The following is a 15,497-nucleotide window of genomic DNA, read 5'->3' on the forward strand; positions in this document are numbered from 1 at the left end:
CAGGTGCGCAGCGCCTCCAGTACTCCTTCCTCGAACGCGGCGCGCGGCAGCTGGTCGTCCGGGCCATTCGCGGGGGCGGTTGTGGGCCATGTCGCTACCGGCGTGAGCGTGGTGCGCGCCCGGTACCGCGCCCACTGTTCCATTGTCTGCCGTCGCCAGTCCCGGGCGAAGACGTGCTGTCGCAGGCCGCCGACGTCCACGGCCGCGACCTCCGGCATCCCGGCCTCGGCGAGATAGCGCCCCCACCGCTCGGCGTCTTCGAAGACGGTGAAGGTCACCGCGCGTCCGTGGCTCCTCATCTCGTCGGCGATGGTGCGCCGGCTGGTGAGTTCCATCAGGGGCGAGGGCCGCTGTCGCCCGCCGGGTTGCACCGCGAAGCGACGGATGCCCAGGTGCTCGCCCGGTCCCAGGGGCGCGGCCGCCTCCACGAGGTCCCAGACTGCCGCGATCACCGGGTCCTCGGTGCGGTCCTCGGGCAGCGGTGCGTCCAGCCGCAGGATGGCCATGAACGCAACGGGTGCGGAGAAGCCCGCGTAGCGGTGGACGCGGAAGGCCTCCGGCTGGCGGCGCAGCCAGTGCGCGACAGCGGCCGCCGATGCCGGGCCCTCGGTCTCCTCGGCCATGCGCAGCACGGCGGGCACGTCTTCGGGCCTCAGCGGAGTGTCCTCGATGTGGGGATGCTTCCGGTGGTCGTACAGGTTGTCCGGACGGTCGTGGTCGCGGAAGAGGAACATCCACTCCGCGACGCGTAAGAGCGCGTCGTCGGCGGTGGCGCCGCGTACGGCCCGCAGGCCGGCGAGCGAGACGTGGGCGCGGATGTCGTCGTAGCGCTCGGGGTCCCGCCAGCGCAGGTCGGCCTCGAGGGTCGCCCGCACCGCGTCGTGCGGGTGCAGCCCCTCGGGTGTTGCCTCGATGTACGGGAGCTGGCGCAGCCAGGAGAACACCATGTCGGTGTCCTCGTCGCCCAGCACTGCGCGCAGCAGAGACTCTCGGGTGACGTAGGCCTGCGCGACGACTTCCAGGGCGCGCCGGTGGACGGCGCTGGGCAGGTCACCCACCAGTCTCTCGACCAGCGTTGTCAGCACGTCACCGGTGGGCTCCCACAGTGCGCCGGGCGCGGCCGGGGGCAGGGAGGCGGCCAGGGAGAGGGCGAGCGGGCTGCCTCCGGCGAAGGCGACGAAGGCGCCGCGCTGCTCGGCGGGGACACCCCGGACGGCGAGCAGGGCGTCGGACTGGGCGGGATCGAGCGCCCGTACGGGCAGTGCGGTGAACAGTTGCGCCCACCCGGGATCCAGCGACCATTCGGCGTCGGGAGCGGTCCTGCCGGCCACCATCACGATCGCATGATCGGCGAGCCGCGGCAGGAAGCACTCGCGCAGCCACGTCTCGAGGGGCTGGCACTGCTCGAAGGTGTCGATGAGCAGCACCGTGCCGGGTTCGGCACACGCCGGGGCGGCGGCCTCCTCCAGCCGGCGCGGATCGGCTTCGAGGAACCGTCCGTCCACGTGTACCACGCGTCGGCCGGCGAGTTCCGCCTGCCGGGCGGCATACCGCATCAGCGAGGACTTGCCGATGCCGCCGGGGCCGTGCAAGTAGGCGACGAGCGGAGCGTCCGGCGCCCCCGACAGCATCCCATCGAGCACCGCCCGCTCCTGCTCCCTGCCCACCAGCGCACCGGCTCGAGCCGCGGCCAGCCGGTCCCCCAGTCCCACCGCTTGCAATCTGCGCTCCTCGGAGATAGCAGTAACAGTCAGTCTGTCAGCGGTCGCGCCGCCGGAGCGCTCACCGCGATCACACCACTCAGCACGGCCGCACCCGTGACCGGAGCGGTTCCTGGACCGGCCGGGGACTCCGGTCACGTCGAACTCTCGGAGGCAGGCCGTGCCTGCTCGCCGTCCCCGTGGGCTGGAGGAACTCGCTTCGGTAGGTCGAGGCCGGCTCGGCCGCACGGCGGCGACGCTCCATGACCTCGCCCTCGGACAGCTGCGGCGGCGGCGCGTCCTTGCCCGCGACGACATCGCCGATACGCAGGAAGTACTCGTCCTGGCCTGCCGGGGTGCACATGCGCAGCATGCGGGCCGGCGCACCCGAGACGTTGCGGAAGTTGTGCGGCGCGTTGGCCGGAACAGTGACCGTGGCCCCGGCCCCCACGGTGTACTTCTCGCCGCGGAAGGCGAACTGGATCTCGCCCTCGAGGATCCGAGGGCCGGTACTGCCTGATCGACATGCCCGCACCGGCACGACTTCGAGGGTCTGCTCGCCGGTGACCGGCATGGCGTACGTGGTGCCGACCAGTGAGACGTATGTGGTGCCGGGGTCGTCCGGGTCGGCCACGGTCAAGGACCGCGATGGATCGTCATCGGGAATCATCGCGGTCGTCTCCTCGAAGGTCGGTCAGGTGGGGATCAGTGGCCGACGGGACCACGACTTCGCCACCGGGCGGCGCCCCCGCGGCGACGCCGCCCGCACGGCGGCAGTCCGGTCTGCGGCACTCGCGGGCAGAAGATCGTCAACGGTCGGGACGTAGGCAAGAGTAGGAACACGTGTACGTAGAAAGCGTGTACTTTTGCGACACCGGATGGGATCCAGACGACATCTTCATCGGCGCGGAGGGCGGATGAGCAGGAGACTTCGTACACTCGGACCGAGCGGCAGGGTGGGCACGTTCACTGCCGACGCCGACTCCACAGGCCCCGGTCGGCGTACGTGGGAGTCGTTCGTCGACACCTGGAACGCCCGTATGGGAGACCTGTACCCCCTGCCGGAGTTCAGCTCGTCCACGCTCGACGGCTTCCAGGGAGCCATGCGCTCGGTGACGCTGCAGGACACCGCCGTCAACGAACTCTGGGGCTCATCGACCCTGCGTACCCAGGCAGTCGGTACACATGAACACGACCACATCAGGCTGTACGTAGTGCTCCGAGGTGCGATGACCCTGCGGGACCCGCACGACCAGGGCGGTGACGCCCACATCTCGACCGGCACCTACTTCACGCACCACGTCGTGACGGAGAACCACTTCCACACCACGCCCGAGATCGGCACCCGCATCTTCATCTTCCCCGGTGACGCGCTGCGGTCTCTGGTCTCCGGGAAACCACGCGCCGGGCAGGCCACCTCCCCCGCGGCGCAGGTCCTCATGGCACACACCACCATGATCCAGCGGACCGTGAGTGACCTCGGCCCGGCGGCCGCGCACGCTTCCCGCAACGCCCTGCTGGAACTCGCCAAAGGGTTGATCCTCGACCACTTCGACGACCGCGAGCCCACTTTCACCCCGGCACTGGCCCAAGCGGCCAAGGACCTGGCCGATGCCCGGCTCACCGACGCGGAGCTGTCGCCGGCCACGGTCGCCGCACACCTCCACGTCTCCGTGCGCACCCTGCAGCGGGCCTTCGCGGGTCTGGACGAGTCGTTCAGCGCGTACATCCGTCGCCGACGCCTGGAGGAAGCGGCCCAGGCACTCACCGCCCCCGGATCACGCCTCACCGTCTCCGAGGCCGCCGCGCGCTGGCACTTCACCGACAGCAGCCACTTCATCCGCGCATTCAAGAAGCAGTACCAAGCGACACCGGCGCAGTACGCACGCCGACCGACCTGACGACTCGGCCTCCCTCGGCCCCGTTCCGGTTCACCGGCGACCGCGGCCAACCGGCGTCCTGCCGTGTCCTGATCCGCCCCTGTCTCCGACGCCCGTCGAGTCCCTGCGCTCCGCCCTTGCGGCGGCGGGACACGGCCGCGACAGGCTCCAGGGATGGACCGGTGGCGACGTGGTACGGCCATCACGCCGCCATACCGCCCCGGCCCCGGTTGCCCTGCGCAGTTCGGGGAAGCGCAGCGTGAGGTCGAAGCGGTGGACCATGAGCATGAACAGCGCGCGGAGTCCGTGCCGTAGCGGTTGTGCGCTTACGCCCGCTTCCAGCGTCGGCCTGAGCTGCCTCTCCGGCGAGCGCGACTGTCCGCCGGACGCACGTCGAGCGGCCACTCGACGACCCCAATGCCGCGAGGAAGAACATCAGTTGCCGGCGGCCAGTTCCTCGGCCGCCTCCCGCCCGGCGTCGGCTGTACGGCGGAGGAAGTCGGCGAGGCGTTCCAGGTCGGCGTCGTCGTAGTCGGCGCAGATCCGTTCCACCGAGGAGTTCATCCCGGCGAAGAGCTCCAGCAGTTCTGCGTTGCGGTCGCGCAGGGCTCGGACCAGGAAGGCTCGGCGGTCCGCCGGGTCACGGTCGCGGGTCACCCAGCCGGCACGTTCGAGCCGGTCGAGAACCCCGGTCGTCGTTGCCGCGTGCAGCCCGGCTCGTCGGGCCAGCGCGGTCGGGCTCAGCGGACCGTGGGTGTTGATGAGGTCGAGGCAGTCCAGGTCGATGTCTTTGAGTCCGAGGCGCGTGCCGACCCGGCGGTTGAGCAGAGTCAGCTCGGCGCCCAGCTCGCGCAGGCCCTGCTTGATCTCCACCGTGGCTCGCCGTCGGCGGCGGGCAGCATCGCCAGGTGTTACGGGAACCATAATGTACGCCTCTCAAATCAATATGCTACGGTTCTCGTATATTACGGCACTCGAATGAGGGGCCGGGGTGAGGGGGCATCGACATGTTCGTGGTGATCGGAGCGACCGGGAGCGTCGGACGGGAAGCGGTGCGCCTCTTGCTCGGGGGCGGCGAGAAGGTGGTGGCGGTCAGCCGGGATCCAGCCGTCGTTGTGCCCGATGGTGCACAGCTGGTGACCGGGGATCCGTCCAGGCCGGACAGTCTCACGGCAGTGCCGGACGGTGTGGAGGGGGTGCTGCTCAGCCCACGCGCTGTCGGCGGAGCCGCCGCTGAGCTGCTGGCGCTGGCCGCGGCACGGGGCGCGCGGCGGGTGGTCGCCCTGTCGGCCTCGACCGTGGAGCACCCCGCCGGCCACCGGCGGTTCGCCGACGAGTTCAGGGCGGTGGAGGAAGCGGTCAGGCGCTCCGGTCTGCAGTGGACGTTCCTGCGGTGCGCCGACTTCGCCGCCAACGCTCTGGCCTGGGCTCCGCAGATCCGCGCGACCGGCGTCGTGCGGGGCGCCTACGGCGACGCGGCGACCTCGCCGATCCATCAGCGCGACGTGGCGCAGGTGGCCGTACGCGTACTCGCCGACAGTGAGCGCGCCGTGCACGCGGGCCGCGCCTACCTGCTCACCGGCCCGCAGTCACTCGACCAGCGGGACAAGGTCCGTCTCATCGGCGAAGCCATCGGCCGGGACCTGTCCTTCCAGGAACTCGCCCCCGCACAGGTCCGCCAGGCCATGCTCGCCCAGGGCCTGGCCGAGGACATCCCCGACCGGCTTCTCGGATCCCTGGCCGACTACGCGAACAAGCCGGGCCCGTCCACGGACACCGTGGAACAGCTCCTGGGCCGCCCGGCACTCACCTTCGCGGCATGGGCAGCCGAGAACAGTGCCGTCTTCGCGTCCCCGGTCCGCTCATGAGCCCGCGGCGCCGGCGAAACGGAAAGAGCGTGCCGGACAGTCCGGTTGCCAGGACGGCGCGAGGGGCCGGCCTGTTGTTCACGGGCGTCTTCACGGGCTTCTCGTCGCCGTGCTCGTCCTCGAACTGTCCCTGCGGGGCTTCGACTCCCACGTCTACACCCAGGTCCGTCAGGTCGAACTCGATGCGCTGGACAAGCTCGCGGTCCTCACGCTCCTGCCCGCACTGATCGCCACGGCAGTGCTCGTCGCCTTCACGTCCAGGCAGGAAGGACGCACCTCCTGGTGGACGCTGACGGCTCTGACCCTGCTGGTCGGGATCCTCGCCCTGACCCTCGTGACCAATATGCCCATCAACGCCGACCAGCTTGGCTGGAGCGTGCAGGCGCCGCCCGCGGACTGGGCGGCCGTACGTGATCGCTGGCAGATCGCCCACGGCGTCCGGACCGGCGCGGCCGTTCTCGCGTTCGCAGCCCTGATCGCCGACGCGACGAGAACACCGCGCGGCACCCATCGGGAGACACCCGCTTCACCGCCCCGCGAACTCCCGGCCGGACCCGAGGATTCCCCGCACCGACGGACAGGAAGGTGAGCGGCATGAGGGAGATCGAACTGTCCCCGGGAACAATCGAATACGAGGACACCGGCGGCGATGGCCCTACCCTCGTGCTCCTGCACGGATGGATGATGGATGCCTCGCTGTGGGACGGGCCGATCGCCGACCTGTCCGCCGACCACCGGTGCATAGCACCGACCCTGCCGTTCGGCGCGCACCGCCGCCCGATGTCCGCCGACGCCGACCTGTCGCTGCCCGGCATCGCACAGCTGGTCACGGAGTTCCTCGACCGCCTCGATCTCCACGACGTCACACTCGTCGGCAACGACACCGGCGGAGCACTCGTCCAACTCCTCATGTGCGACGGGGCCGCACGTGTGGGACGGGCCGTGCTCGTCTCGTGCGACGCGTTCGACAACTTCCCACCGGGCCTGACAGGCAAGACGCTCGCGCTCGCCGGCAAGCTCCCGCCCCGCATGTTCGCACTGTTCATGCAGCAGATGAGGCTGCGGCCGCTCCGGCGCCTGCCGTTCGCCTTCGGATGGCTGACCCTGCGCGGAGACGCCGCCACAGCCCGGTGGACGAAGCCGGTCATGAAACAGCCCGGGATCAGCCGCGATGCCGTACGAACGCTTCGAGCCGCGGCGGCAGACACCGAAGTCCTGCTCGGCGCGGCCGAACGCCTGCCGAGTTTCGAGCGGCCCGCCCTGGTGGTCTGGGCGAGCGGGGACCGCGTGATGCCACCCGAGCACGGTCGGCGCCTCGCCGAACTCCTGCCTCACTCGCGGCTCGTCGACATCGCAGACAGCCACACCCTCGTCCCCCTGGACCAGCCGACAGAACTCGCACGTCACATCCGGGAGTTCACCCACTCCTCAGACGCACCCCGGGACGGAACCTCAGCCGCGTAAGCCGTCGGCGTAAGCCGGGGCTCTGTGTGTCAACGCCCTGCCTCTGACTGCCTCTGAGCGACCAGGAGAAGGGCGCACCCCTGCCGGGACGGGCTCGGCAAGCTAACTGTAAAGAACCTTGACAGTTGTGTGGTCTAGTCCAATTATGGGCACGGTTCCTCTTCCCGCGGTTCGGCCATTCCGCTGTCCCCGCATGCCCTTTCCCCCTGGGAGCGTCAGTGAGACGACCTGGTCACCTTCGTGCGTTGCTGTCCTGCCTGAGCGTCAGCGCGCTGTCCGCAGGGCTCGTCGGACTCGGGGGAGGAGGCGCGCTCGCCGCGCCGCCCTCGCCTTCCCCGTCGTCCTCACCCGCGGCTTTCGGCAAGCCCCTGCCGGCCCGTGTGGCCGCGCCCTACTTCGAGTCGTGGACCGGCCAGAGCCCGGCCGCCCTCGCCGCAGCCTCCGGCAACAAGTACCTCACGCTGGCCTTCCTCCAGACGGCCACGGCGGGTTCGTGCACCGCCTACTGGAACGGCGCGACGGACCAGCCGATCTCCAAGGCGACCTTCGGCCGTGACATCGCGCGCATCCAGGCGCGCGGCGGCGACGTCATCCCCTCCTTCGGCGGCTGGTCCGCGGACACCACCGGCACCGAACTGGCCGACAGCTGCACCAGCGTCGACGCCATCGCCGGGGTGTTCAAGAGCCTCGTCACCACATACGGCATCAGCCGCATCGACCTCGACGTCGAGGGCGACTCGATCAACAACGCCGCCGGGATCGACCGCCGCAACAAGGCGATCGCGGAGGTCCAGCGCTGGGCCGAGCGCACCGGCCGCACCGTGCGGTTCTCCTACACCCTCCCGACCTCCACGAAGGGCCTCGAGGCCAACGGTCTCGCCGTGCTCCAGAACGCCGTCGACAACGGCGCGCGCGTGGACGTCGTCAACCTCATGACGTTCGACTACTACGACGGCGCCACGCACGACATGGCGGTCGACACCCAGACGGCCGCCGAGGGGCTGCACGGCCAGCTCGCCGCCCTCTACCCGCACAAGAGCTCCGCGAAGCTGTGGAGCATGATCGGGGTCATCGAGATGCCCGGCATCGACGACTACGGCCCCGAGGAGACCTTCACCGTCGAGGACGCGGTCGCGGTGGAGCAGTGGGCCGAGGCCAAGAAGATCAACACCCTCTCCTTCTGGGCACTCCAGCGCGACAACGGCGGCTGCCCGGGCACCGGCGGCTCCGACTCCTGCTCCGGCATCGCCCAGGACACCGGGGCATCCCGCGCCCCCTACCTCTAGTACAGGAGGGGTGGTGGAATGTCGCGGGACCCCCCTTACGACGTGGCCGGGGGGCGGGGGACGGATGCGCACCGGGCCCTCGCCACACCGATTTCGCTACAAGTTCCGAAATTATTCGGGGCGAGGACCGCCACGTGGCCGAAACACGCGGTTCATAGCGTCGGGACACACCACGCCACCGCCCTCAGTACTCGTGAGGAATCTCGTGTCACAGGAGTCCCCGTGCCCAACTTCTCCCGTCGCACCGCCCTGCGGCTGACCGCCGGAATGGCCCTCGGCGCCGCGCTTCCCCTGGCCGGCTGCGGGCGCCAGGACGACGCGGCCGCCGCTTCCGGCGCCAAGAAGGTCGACGCGTCCCCGGCCACCGGCACCGTGAACGTCTGGGCCGCCCAGGGCGACGCCGACGTGCTCGGCACGGTCGTCAAGCCGTTCAAGTCCGCCAACCCCGGCCTGGTCGTGAAGACCACGCTGATCCCGAACGCGGAGTACTACACCAAGCTCCAGGCGGCGATCGCGGCGGGCAAGGGACCGGACGTCGCCCAGTTCTTCCCCGAGTCGCAGGCGCAGTTCCTCGACCCGTCGACCCTGCGGCCCGTGCCGGACGGCCTGGTGGATCCGGGCAGCTTCTTCAAGAGCCTCTGGGACGCCGGCGTCGTGGACGACGTGGCCTACACGGTCCCCTGGTACGCGTACACCTACGCGCTCGTCTACCGATCGGATCTGGCCAAGAAGGCGGGCGTCCAGGCGCCCACCACCTGGGCCGGCATGGAGCCCTTCCTCAAGGCCCTCCAGGGCGCCGGCGCGGCCCACGCGCTCGGGGCCGACATCGGGTGGGACATCTTCAACGGCCAGGACGTCGCCATGTACGCCTGGCAGGCCGGAGGCTCCCTCGTCACCTCCGCCGGCAAGTGGAACCTGAACACGCCCCAGATGGTCGACGCCCTCGACTACAACGCGTCCTTCTTCACCGCCGGGACCGCCGACCCCGGCGGCCCGACCTTCCTCGACGCGCAGCCGTACTTCGTCTCGGGCAAGACAGCGAGCATGATCACCGGGCCCTGGGTCATCGGCCAGCTCGACACCGCCGCCAAGAAGAGCGGCTGGACGGCCTCCCACGTCGCCACCGCCCCGCTGCCCGCCGGAGCGTCGAGCAGCGTCTCCTTCTCCGCGGGCGGCACCTGGGGCGTCCTCGCCGACAGCGCGAACACCGACGCCGCCTGGAAGCTCGTCCGGCACCTGGCGAAGCCCAGCACACAGGTCGCGCAGTACAAGGCGTACGGCTCGCTGCCGGCTGTCATCTCCGCCTGGGACGATCCGGCGATCAAGGATCAGCCGCTGCTGGCCGCCTTCTTCACCCAGCTCAAGAACACCCGCGCGTTCCCCCAGGTCAGGAACTGGCAGCAGGTCGCGACCCGGCTGGGCAAGGAGGTGGAGGCCGTCGCCAAGGGCAAGGAGACCGCGGCGAAGGCGGCCGCGAACATCCAGGCCTACGCCGAGAGCGTCGGCACGGGCGCGCGGTGATGACCACGACGCTCGTACCGGCCGCCAAGAGGGCCACGGCCGTACCGAAGCCCGCGGCGCACAAGGCGTCCCGCGCCCGCCGCACCGCCGTCGCCTGGCTCTTCCTCGCTCCCTTCGGCGTCGTCTTCCTGGTCTACACGGCCATCCCCACGGTCGCCGCGCTCGCCTTGAGCCTCACCGACATCCGCGGTGCCGACCTGCGCACCCCGTTCGCCGTCGACTTCACCGGTGTCGACAACTACCTCCGGCTGTTCCAGGACGACACCTTCATCCGGGACATCCTCAACACCGCCCTGTTCGTGGCCGTGGGCGTCCCCCTGACGATGGGCATCGGCTTCACCCTGGCCCTCGCCCTGAACTCCGGCATCCGACGCCTGCGCGGTGTCCTGCGCACCGTCTTCTTCGCGCCCGTCGTCACCAACGTCGTGGCCGTCGCACTGATCTGGCAGTACGCCTTCCACATCGACGGCACCGTCAACAAGCTGCTCGGCGCGGTCGGATTCGCCGGACCGAACTGGCTGGACGACCCCCACCTGGCCATGCCGGTCGTCATCCTGCTCGGCGTCTGGCGCAACTTCGGCATCGCGATGGTGCTGTTCCTCGCCGGCCTCCAGGCCGTGCCCCAGGACGTCTACGAGGCCGCCGCCCTCGACGGCGCCGGGCGGTGGCGCCAACTCCGGCACATCACCCTGCCGTTGCTGCTGCCCACCACGCTCATGGTGTCCGTCCTGCTGACCGTGTTCTACCTCCAGGTCTTCGACGAGCCCTACCTGCTCACCGGCGGCGGCCCGCTCGGCACCACCGAGTCGGTCGCGCTGTACACCTACCGCCAGTTCGGGGCGGGCGAGTTCGGGATGTCCTCCGCGGCGTCCTTCGTGACGCTCGCGCTGGTGACCGTGGTGAGCGTCGTCCAGTTCCGGCTGCTGAGGTCCCGCACATGAACCGTGCCGCCCGCCCCGTGCTGTACGCCGCCCTCCTGTTGTGCGCCCTGCTCACCATGCTGCCCTTCGCGTGGGGCGTGAGCGGCTCGCTGCGCAGCCTCGACGAGATCCGCTCCGACCCCGGCGCGCTGCTCCCGCATCACCTCACCTTCGGCAACTTCACGCGGCTGTTCGAGACCCAGGGCTTCGGCCGGTTCCTGGTCAACAGCGTGGTCGTCGCGCTGATCGTGGTGGCCGGGAACATCGTGGCCGCGTCGGCCGCCGGATACGCGCTCGCCAAGCTCGACTTCGCGGGCCGGCGGCTCGCGTTCGGCGCGGTCATGGCGGCGATGATGGTGCCGTTCACCGCGGTGTTCGTCACCCAGTTCGTGATCACCGTGGACCTGGGCCTCGCGGACACCCTCGCCGGAATCGCCCTGCCCGGCGCGGCACTTCCCCTGTCGGTCTTCATCGTGCGCCAGTACGCCCTGTCGGTCCCCGACGAACTCCTCGAAGCGGCCCGCATCGACGGCGCGGGCGAGTTCCGGATCTTCTTCAGGATCTTCCTGCCGCTCGCCGGTCCCGCCGTCGCCACGATCACGATCATGTCGTTCCTCACCTCCTGGAACAACTTCATCTGGCCGCTGGTCGTCGCCCAGAGCATGGACACCTACACCCTCCCGGTCGGCCTCGCCGCCACCAGCCAGGCCGCCGCCCACGTCACCGACTACGGCCTGCTGCTCGCCGGAGCGATCGTGGTGATGCTGCCGGTCCTCGTGCTCTTCCTCTTCCTGCAGCGGTACTTCGTGCAGGGCATCGCGGGAACGGGGCTGCGATGAGCGCGCCGGTCACCGTCCGGACGCCTGCGGGCACGGTCGTCGGCCGTCAACACCCGGGCGTACGGCGCTTCCTGGGCATCCCTTACGCCGAAGCGCCCACCGGCCCAGGGAGGTTCGCCGCGCCGCTCCCACGCGAGCGCTTCACGCGGCCGTACGACGCCTCCCGCCCCGGCGCCACCGCGCAGCGCGTGCCGCTGTTCGCCACGACCACCATCCCGGAACCGTCGGTGCCGGGCGACGACATACTGAACGTCTCCGTCACGGCCCCCGACGCGGTCGGCTGCCCGGTGCTCGTGTGGATCCACGGCGGCGGCTTTCTCGCGGGCAGCCCGGCGAGCCCCTGGTACGACGGCCGCGCCTTCGCCCGCGACGGCGTCGTCACCGTCACGGTCGGCTACCGGCTCGGCGTCGACGGATTCGCGGTACTGGACGACGTCCCCACCAACCTCGGGCTGCGGGACGTGCTCCTCGCGCTCGACTGGGTGCGGGAGAACATCGCCGCCTTCGGGGGCGACCCGGACCGGATCACCGTCGCGGGCCAGTCGGCCGGGGGAGCGATGGTGCTCGCACTGCTGTCGTCACCCGCCGGGCGCGGCCGGTTCCAGCGGGCGGTGAGTCTGTCCGGAGGCCTGTTCGAGGTCGAAGCGCCCCGGGCCCGGGACCTCCTCGCACGGCTCGGCGAGCACCTGGGCGTGCCGCCCACCCGGGCCGGATTCGCCCTGTGCGCACCGGAGTTGGTGCAGCGGGGCGTGCTCGATCTGCGCGGGGACGACGGCACCCTCGTGCTCGGCCCGGTCGTCGGCGACGACATCCTGCCGGTGCCGCTCGCCGAGGGGCTGGCCGTGCGCGGACAGGACGTCCCGCTGCTGCTCGGCGCCACGGGCGACGAGTTCGACGGCTACGAAGACGGTGACGGCGAGCGCGGCTCGCGCGCGGCCGGCACCCGGATCACGGACACCCTGTTCCGCTCCGCCTGCCCCCGTACCGCGGCCGCGCGCCGCGCGGCTCGCGCCGGTACCTGGCTGTACTCCTTCGAATGGCCCTCCCCGGCCCTCGGCGGCGCCGTCCACTGCGTCGACCTCCCCTTCTTCTTCGACGTGCTCGACGCTCCCGGCGTCCCCGAGGCGCTCGGCCCGAACCCGCCCGCGGAGCTGGCCGCCCGGATGCACACCGACCTCGTCGGCTTCGTCCGCGGCGAGAACCCGGCCTGGGGGAGGGCGACCGGGCGACTCGGCGACCCGGCCCGTGCATACGGCCGACCGCTCGTGGCCGACACCCGGGGCCTGTACGACCCGGTGACGGGAGGGGACGCGTGCTGACGGCAGGGATGAACCAGAGCGCCGTACGACGGGTCAACACCTCAGTGATCCTGCGGGCGTTGGCGGTCTCGGCCGGACCGAGGAAACTCACCGAACTCGCCGCACAGACCGGCCTGTCCCGCCGCACGATCGAGCTGATCCTGGACTCGCTCGTCGAGGCGGGCTGGGTCGCCGAACTCGACCGGATGCCGCACAGCGGCTGCGCCGGACGCCCGGCCCGCCGCTACGAACTGCGCGCCGAACACGCCCTGTTGGCGGCCGTACGCGTCACGACCGTCGATGCCTGGGCCGTCGTCGCCGATGTCCGCGGCCACATCCTCGGCCGGGCACACCGGCCGCTGCGCGCCTACAAGGACCCGCACACCACCCTCGACGACGCCGCCGAACTGGTCCTGCGTGCCCTCGACGACGCCGGCGGATCGGTGGACCGGCTGCGCGCCGGGGCCATCGCGGGCGGCGGCGCCATCGACGACGAAGGAGTCGTACGGCGCCTGGTGCACACCACCCGCTGGGAGGGCGTGCACCTGCCCGAGGAGCTGGGCCGTCGCCTCCCTGTGCCCTGGTTCGCCGACAACGACACCAACCTCGGTGCACTGGCGGAGCGTTGGCGGGGAGTCGCCGCCGATCACGACAACGTCGTCTGGGCGATGCTCGGGAACCGGACCGGCCTCGGCATCCTCATCCGGGGGGCCGTGCACCGCGGACTCGACGGCGCCGCGGGCGAGATCGTCGAGGCCCCCTCGATGCCGGCCGGCTCGGTCGAGGACTGGCCCGTAGCCGCCCTGACCTCACCTGTGCCCGCCCAACGCGCCCTGGCCCTGGCCCGGTTCGAGGCAGCCCGCAACGGTGACGCCGCCGCGCTCGCCGAGGTCGACGAGTTCGTGGAGAACATCGCGTCCATCCTCATCACCCTGTCCTGGACGGTCGCCCCCTCGCTGATCGTTCTCGGCGGCGGTCTGGAGGACGCGGCCGATGTCCTGCTGCCGCGGGTGCGGGCAGCGCTGCGGGCCGCACGCACCCCCGCCGTCGAACTGCGCGCCACCGCGCTCGGCCAGGACGCCCCGCTCGTCGGCGCGGTGAAACTCGCCCTGGACCGCATGGACACCGAACTCTTCGGACCCCTCGCCCCGGTCGACTGACCCCCACAACCCACTTACCCGGAGCTTCAGTTGACCCACACCCCCCGCACCGATGTCCTCGTCGTGGGCAGCGGCATCATGGGAGCCCTCGTGGCCCGCCTCCTGCGCGAGAGCGATCCGGCCCTGCACATCACCATGGCCGACGGCGGCCCCCCGATCGGCGGCACGCCTGGACGGCATCTGCACGACCTCGACGACCCCGACCTGTGGTCCCGCTACAACGAGAAGGTCGCCACCGGCATCCAGGGCATGTACACGGGAGCGGAGGTGGTCCGCGAGGTCGCGGGCAGCCTCCCCGACCTCACCCCCGGCATGTTCCACGCGCTCGCCTTCGGCGAGGACGCGGAGGCGATGCCGCAGGCCGCGCTCGCCTGGAACGCGGGCGGCATGGGCGTCCACTGGACCGCCGCGACCCCGTGGCCCGCCGGGGACGAGGTCTTCGACTTCGGCGACCCCGACGCCTGGGCGGCGGATCTCGACACCGCACGCCGCCTGCTCGCCGTCACCCCCGCGCCGATCGGTCCGACCAAGGTCGGCGAACTCGTCCTCGACGTCCTGCGCCGACGCTACGGCGGTCTCGCCCCGGCCGACCGGGCCCCGCAGCCCATGCCGATGGCCGTGACCCCCACACCCTCGGGCCCCATGCCGCGCACCGCACCCGGGACGATCCTCCCCGCGCTCGCGGCGGGCGGTGATCCGGCCTTCACCCTGCTCACCGGCACACTGGTGACCGCACTCACCGAGGGCGACGGCGGCCGGGTCACCGGGGCCCGCCTGCGCCGCGTCGCCGACGGCACCGAGTCCGAACTCCGCGCCGGCACCGTGGTGGTGTGCGCCGACGCCCTGCGCACCCCGCAACTCCTGTTCGCCTCCGGCATCCGCCCCGAGGCCCTTGGCCGCCACCTCAACGAACACGCCTTCGTCACCGCCCGCGTCCTGCTCGACCTCGACCGGTTCGGCCTCGACCCCGACGCCCTGCCCCTGCCCCGCCCCGGCGAGTTCAGCACGGACTCGCTGTGGCTGCCGTGCAACGGAGTCGCCCAGCCCTTCCACGGCCAGATCATGAACCGCACCTACGTCGACGTGGCCGGCCGGCCCCTCGCGCACTCCGTCGGCCTGTCGCTCTACGTGCCCATCGAGTCGCGCCCGCAGAACCGGCTCATGTTCTCGGCGAGCGAGACCGACCTGGCCGGCCTGCCCCGCATCCGCGTCGAGTTCGACTACTCCGAGACCGACCGCACCCTGATCCGCCGCGCGCTGGACGAAGTGCGGTCCGTGGCCGAGGAGTTCGGCCCCTTCGATCCGGCGACCGAGTCCGCTGTGCTTCCGCCGGGCTCGTCCCTGCATCTCACCGGCACCGTCCGGGCAGGCGTCACCGACGACGGCACCAGCGTGTGCGACCCGGACGGCAGGGTGTGGGGCTTCGACAACCTGTTTCTGGCGGGCAACGGAGTCGTGCCCACGGCGATGGCCGCCAACGTCACCCTGACCGGCGCCGTCACCGCGGTACGGGCCGCCCGTGCCGTCACCGCACGCACCTGAACCATCCGAGAGGAACAGC

General features: G+C 71.2%; 14 protein-coding genes. 11 read left to right on the plus strand and 3 right to left on the minus strand.

The genetic code is table 11. The features are described from left to right. Both ACFVYN_RS18310 and ACFVYN_RS18315 read right to left on the minus strand, forming a co-directional pair. Positions 1-1,712, minus strand: a 1,712-nt coding sequence (locus tag ACFVYN_RS18310) for an AAA family ATPase (protein ID WP_389999619.1), incomplete at its 3' end; no start/stop codon positions are given. Between the two features lie 88 nt (positions 1,713-1,800). Continuing rightward, complete coding sequence (locus ACFVYN_RS18315) at positions 1,801-2,370, minus strand: cupin domain-containing protein (RefSeq protein ID WP_389999370.1); 570 nt, start codon at positions 2,368-2,370, stop codon at positions 1,801-1,803. A 286-nt stretch (positions 2,371-2,656) separates the two neighbouring features. Between ACFVYN_RS18315 and ACFVYN_RS18320 the strand changes: the two genes are divergently transcribed. Further along, a complete protein-coding gene (locus ACFVYN_RS18320) occupies positions 2,657-3,601 on the plus strand; it encodes a helix-turn-helix domain-containing protein (protein ID WP_389999373.1) in 945 nt (314 codons plus the stop codon). 414 nt (positions 3,602-4,015) lie between these two features. Here the strand turns inward: ACFVYN_RS18320 and ACFVYN_RS18325 are convergent, their stop codons facing one another. After that, positions 4,016-4,453, minus strand: coding sequence for a MarR family transcriptional regulator (locus tag ACFVYN_RS18325; RefSeq protein ID WP_389999376.1), 438 nt, complete (start codon positions 4,451-4,453; stop codon positions 4,016-4,018). 134 nt (positions 4,454-4,587) lie between these two features. Between ACFVYN_RS18325 and ACFVYN_RS18330 the strand changes: the two genes are divergently transcribed. The 10 genes from ACFVYN_RS18330 to ACFVYN_RS18375 all read left to right on the plus strand — a co-directional run bounded on the left by ACFVYN_RS18330 (position 4,588) and on the right by ACFVYN_RS18375 (position 15,478). Continuing rightward, on the plus strand, positions 4,588-5,448 hold the full coding sequence (locus tag ACFVYN_RS18330; protein ID WP_389999378.1) for an NAD(P)H-binding protein: 861 nt from the start codon (positions 4,588-4,590) through the stop codon (positions 5,446-5,448). 109 nt (positions 5,449-5,557) lie between these two features. Next, positions 5,558-6,037: an anthrone oxygenase family protein gene (locus ACFVYN_RS18335; RefSeq protein WP_389999381.1), complete on the plus strand. Its 480-nt coding sequence runs from the start codon at positions 5,558-5,560 to the stop codon at positions 6,035-6,037. A 5-nt stretch (positions 6,038-6,042) separates the two neighbouring features. Continuing rightward, positions 6,043-6,912: an alpha/beta fold hydrolase gene (locus ACFVYN_RS18340; RefSeq protein ID WP_389999383.1), complete on the plus strand. Its 870-nt coding sequence runs from the start codon at positions 6,043-6,045 to the stop codon at positions 6,910-6,912. A gap of 218 nt (positions 6,913-7,130) precedes the next feature. Then, a complete protein-coding gene (locus tag ACFVYN_RS18345) occupies positions 7,131-8,198 on the plus strand; it encodes a chitinase (protein WP_389999386.1) in 1,068 nt (355 codons plus the stop codon). Between the two features lie 222 nt (positions 8,199-8,420). Continuing rightward, positions 8,421-9,719, plus strand: a complete 1,299-nt coding sequence (locus tag ACFVYN_RS18350; RefSeq protein WP_389999389.1) for an extracellular solute-binding protein — start codon at positions 8,421-8,423, stop codon at positions 9,717-9,719. Beyond that, on the plus strand, positions 9,719-10,660 hold the full coding sequence (locus ACFVYN_RS18355; RefSeq protein WP_389999391.1) for a carbohydrate ABC transporter permease: 942 nt from the start codon (positions 9,719-9,721) through the stop codon (positions 10,658-10,660). The genes ACFVYN_RS18350 and ACFVYN_RS18355 overlap by 1 nt, the downstream gene beginning before the upstream one ends. After that, a complete protein-coding gene (locus ACFVYN_RS18360) occupies positions 10,657-11,478 on the plus strand; it encodes a carbohydrate ABC transporter permease (RefSeq protein ID WP_389999394.1) in 822 nt (273 codons plus the stop codon). Before ACFVYN_RS18355 ends, ACFVYN_RS18360 begins: the two co-directional genes overlap by 4 nt. Then, positions 11,475-12,797: a carboxylesterase family protein gene (locus ACFVYN_RS18365; protein WP_389999397.1), complete on the plus strand. Its 1,323-nt coding sequence runs from the start codon at positions 11,475-11,477 to the stop codon at positions 12,795-12,797. Before ACFVYN_RS18360 ends, ACFVYN_RS18365 begins: the two co-directional genes overlap by 4 nt. Beyond that, the gene (locus tag ACFVYN_RS18370) at positions 12,791-13,936 is read left to right on the plus strand and encodes an ROK family protein (protein WP_389999400.1); all 1,146 of its coding nucleotides are present in this window, start codon (positions 12,791-12,793) and stop codon (positions 13,934-13,936) included. Before ACFVYN_RS18365 ends, ACFVYN_RS18370 begins: the two co-directional genes overlap by 7 nt. 30 nt (positions 13,937-13,966) lie before the next feature. Beyond that, positions 13,967-15,478 carry a GMC oxidoreductase gene (locus ACFVYN_RS18375; protein ID WP_389999402.1) on the plus strand — a complete coding sequence of 504 codons (1,512 nt, stop codon included), beginning with the start codon at positions 13,967-13,969 and terminating at the stop codon, positions 15,476-15,478. The last annotated feature ends 19 nt before the right edge of the window (positions 15,479-15,497 follow it).

Source organism: Streptomyces sp. NPDC058307 (assembly GCF_042880295.1).
Classification (GTDB): domain Bacteria; phylum Actinomycetota; class Actinomycetes; order Streptomycetales; family Streptomycetaceae; genus Streptomyces.

What these genes read in the sequence shown, in the direction of transcription:
- ACFVYN_RS18315 (WP_389999370.1), bottom strand. Translation starts at nt 2,370, where the DNA reads ATGATTCCCGATGACGATCCATCGCGGTCCTTGACCGTGGCCGACCCG.
- ACFVYN_RS18330 (WP_389999378.1), top strand. Translation starts at nt 4,588, where the DNA reads ATGTTCGTGGTGATCGGAGCGACCGGGAGCGTCGGACGGGAAGCGGTG.
- ACFVYN_RS18340 (WP_389999383.1), top strand. Translation starts at nt 6,043, where the DNA reads ATGAGGGAGATCGAACTGTCCCCGGGAACAATCGAATACGAGGACACC.
- ACFVYN_RS18355 (WP_389999391.1), top strand. Translation starts at nt 9,719, where the DNA reads ATGACCACGACGCTCGTACCGGCCGCCAAGAGGGCCACGGCCGTACCG.
- ACFVYN_RS18360 (WP_389999394.1), top strand. Translation starts at nt 10,657, where the DNA reads ATGAACCGTGCCGCCCGCCCCGTGCTGTACGCCGCCCTCCTGTTGTGC.
- ACFVYN_RS18365 (WP_389999397.1), top strand. Translation starts at nt 11,475, where the DNA reads ATGAGCGCGCCGGTCACCGTCCGGACGCCTGCGGGCACGGTCGTCGGC.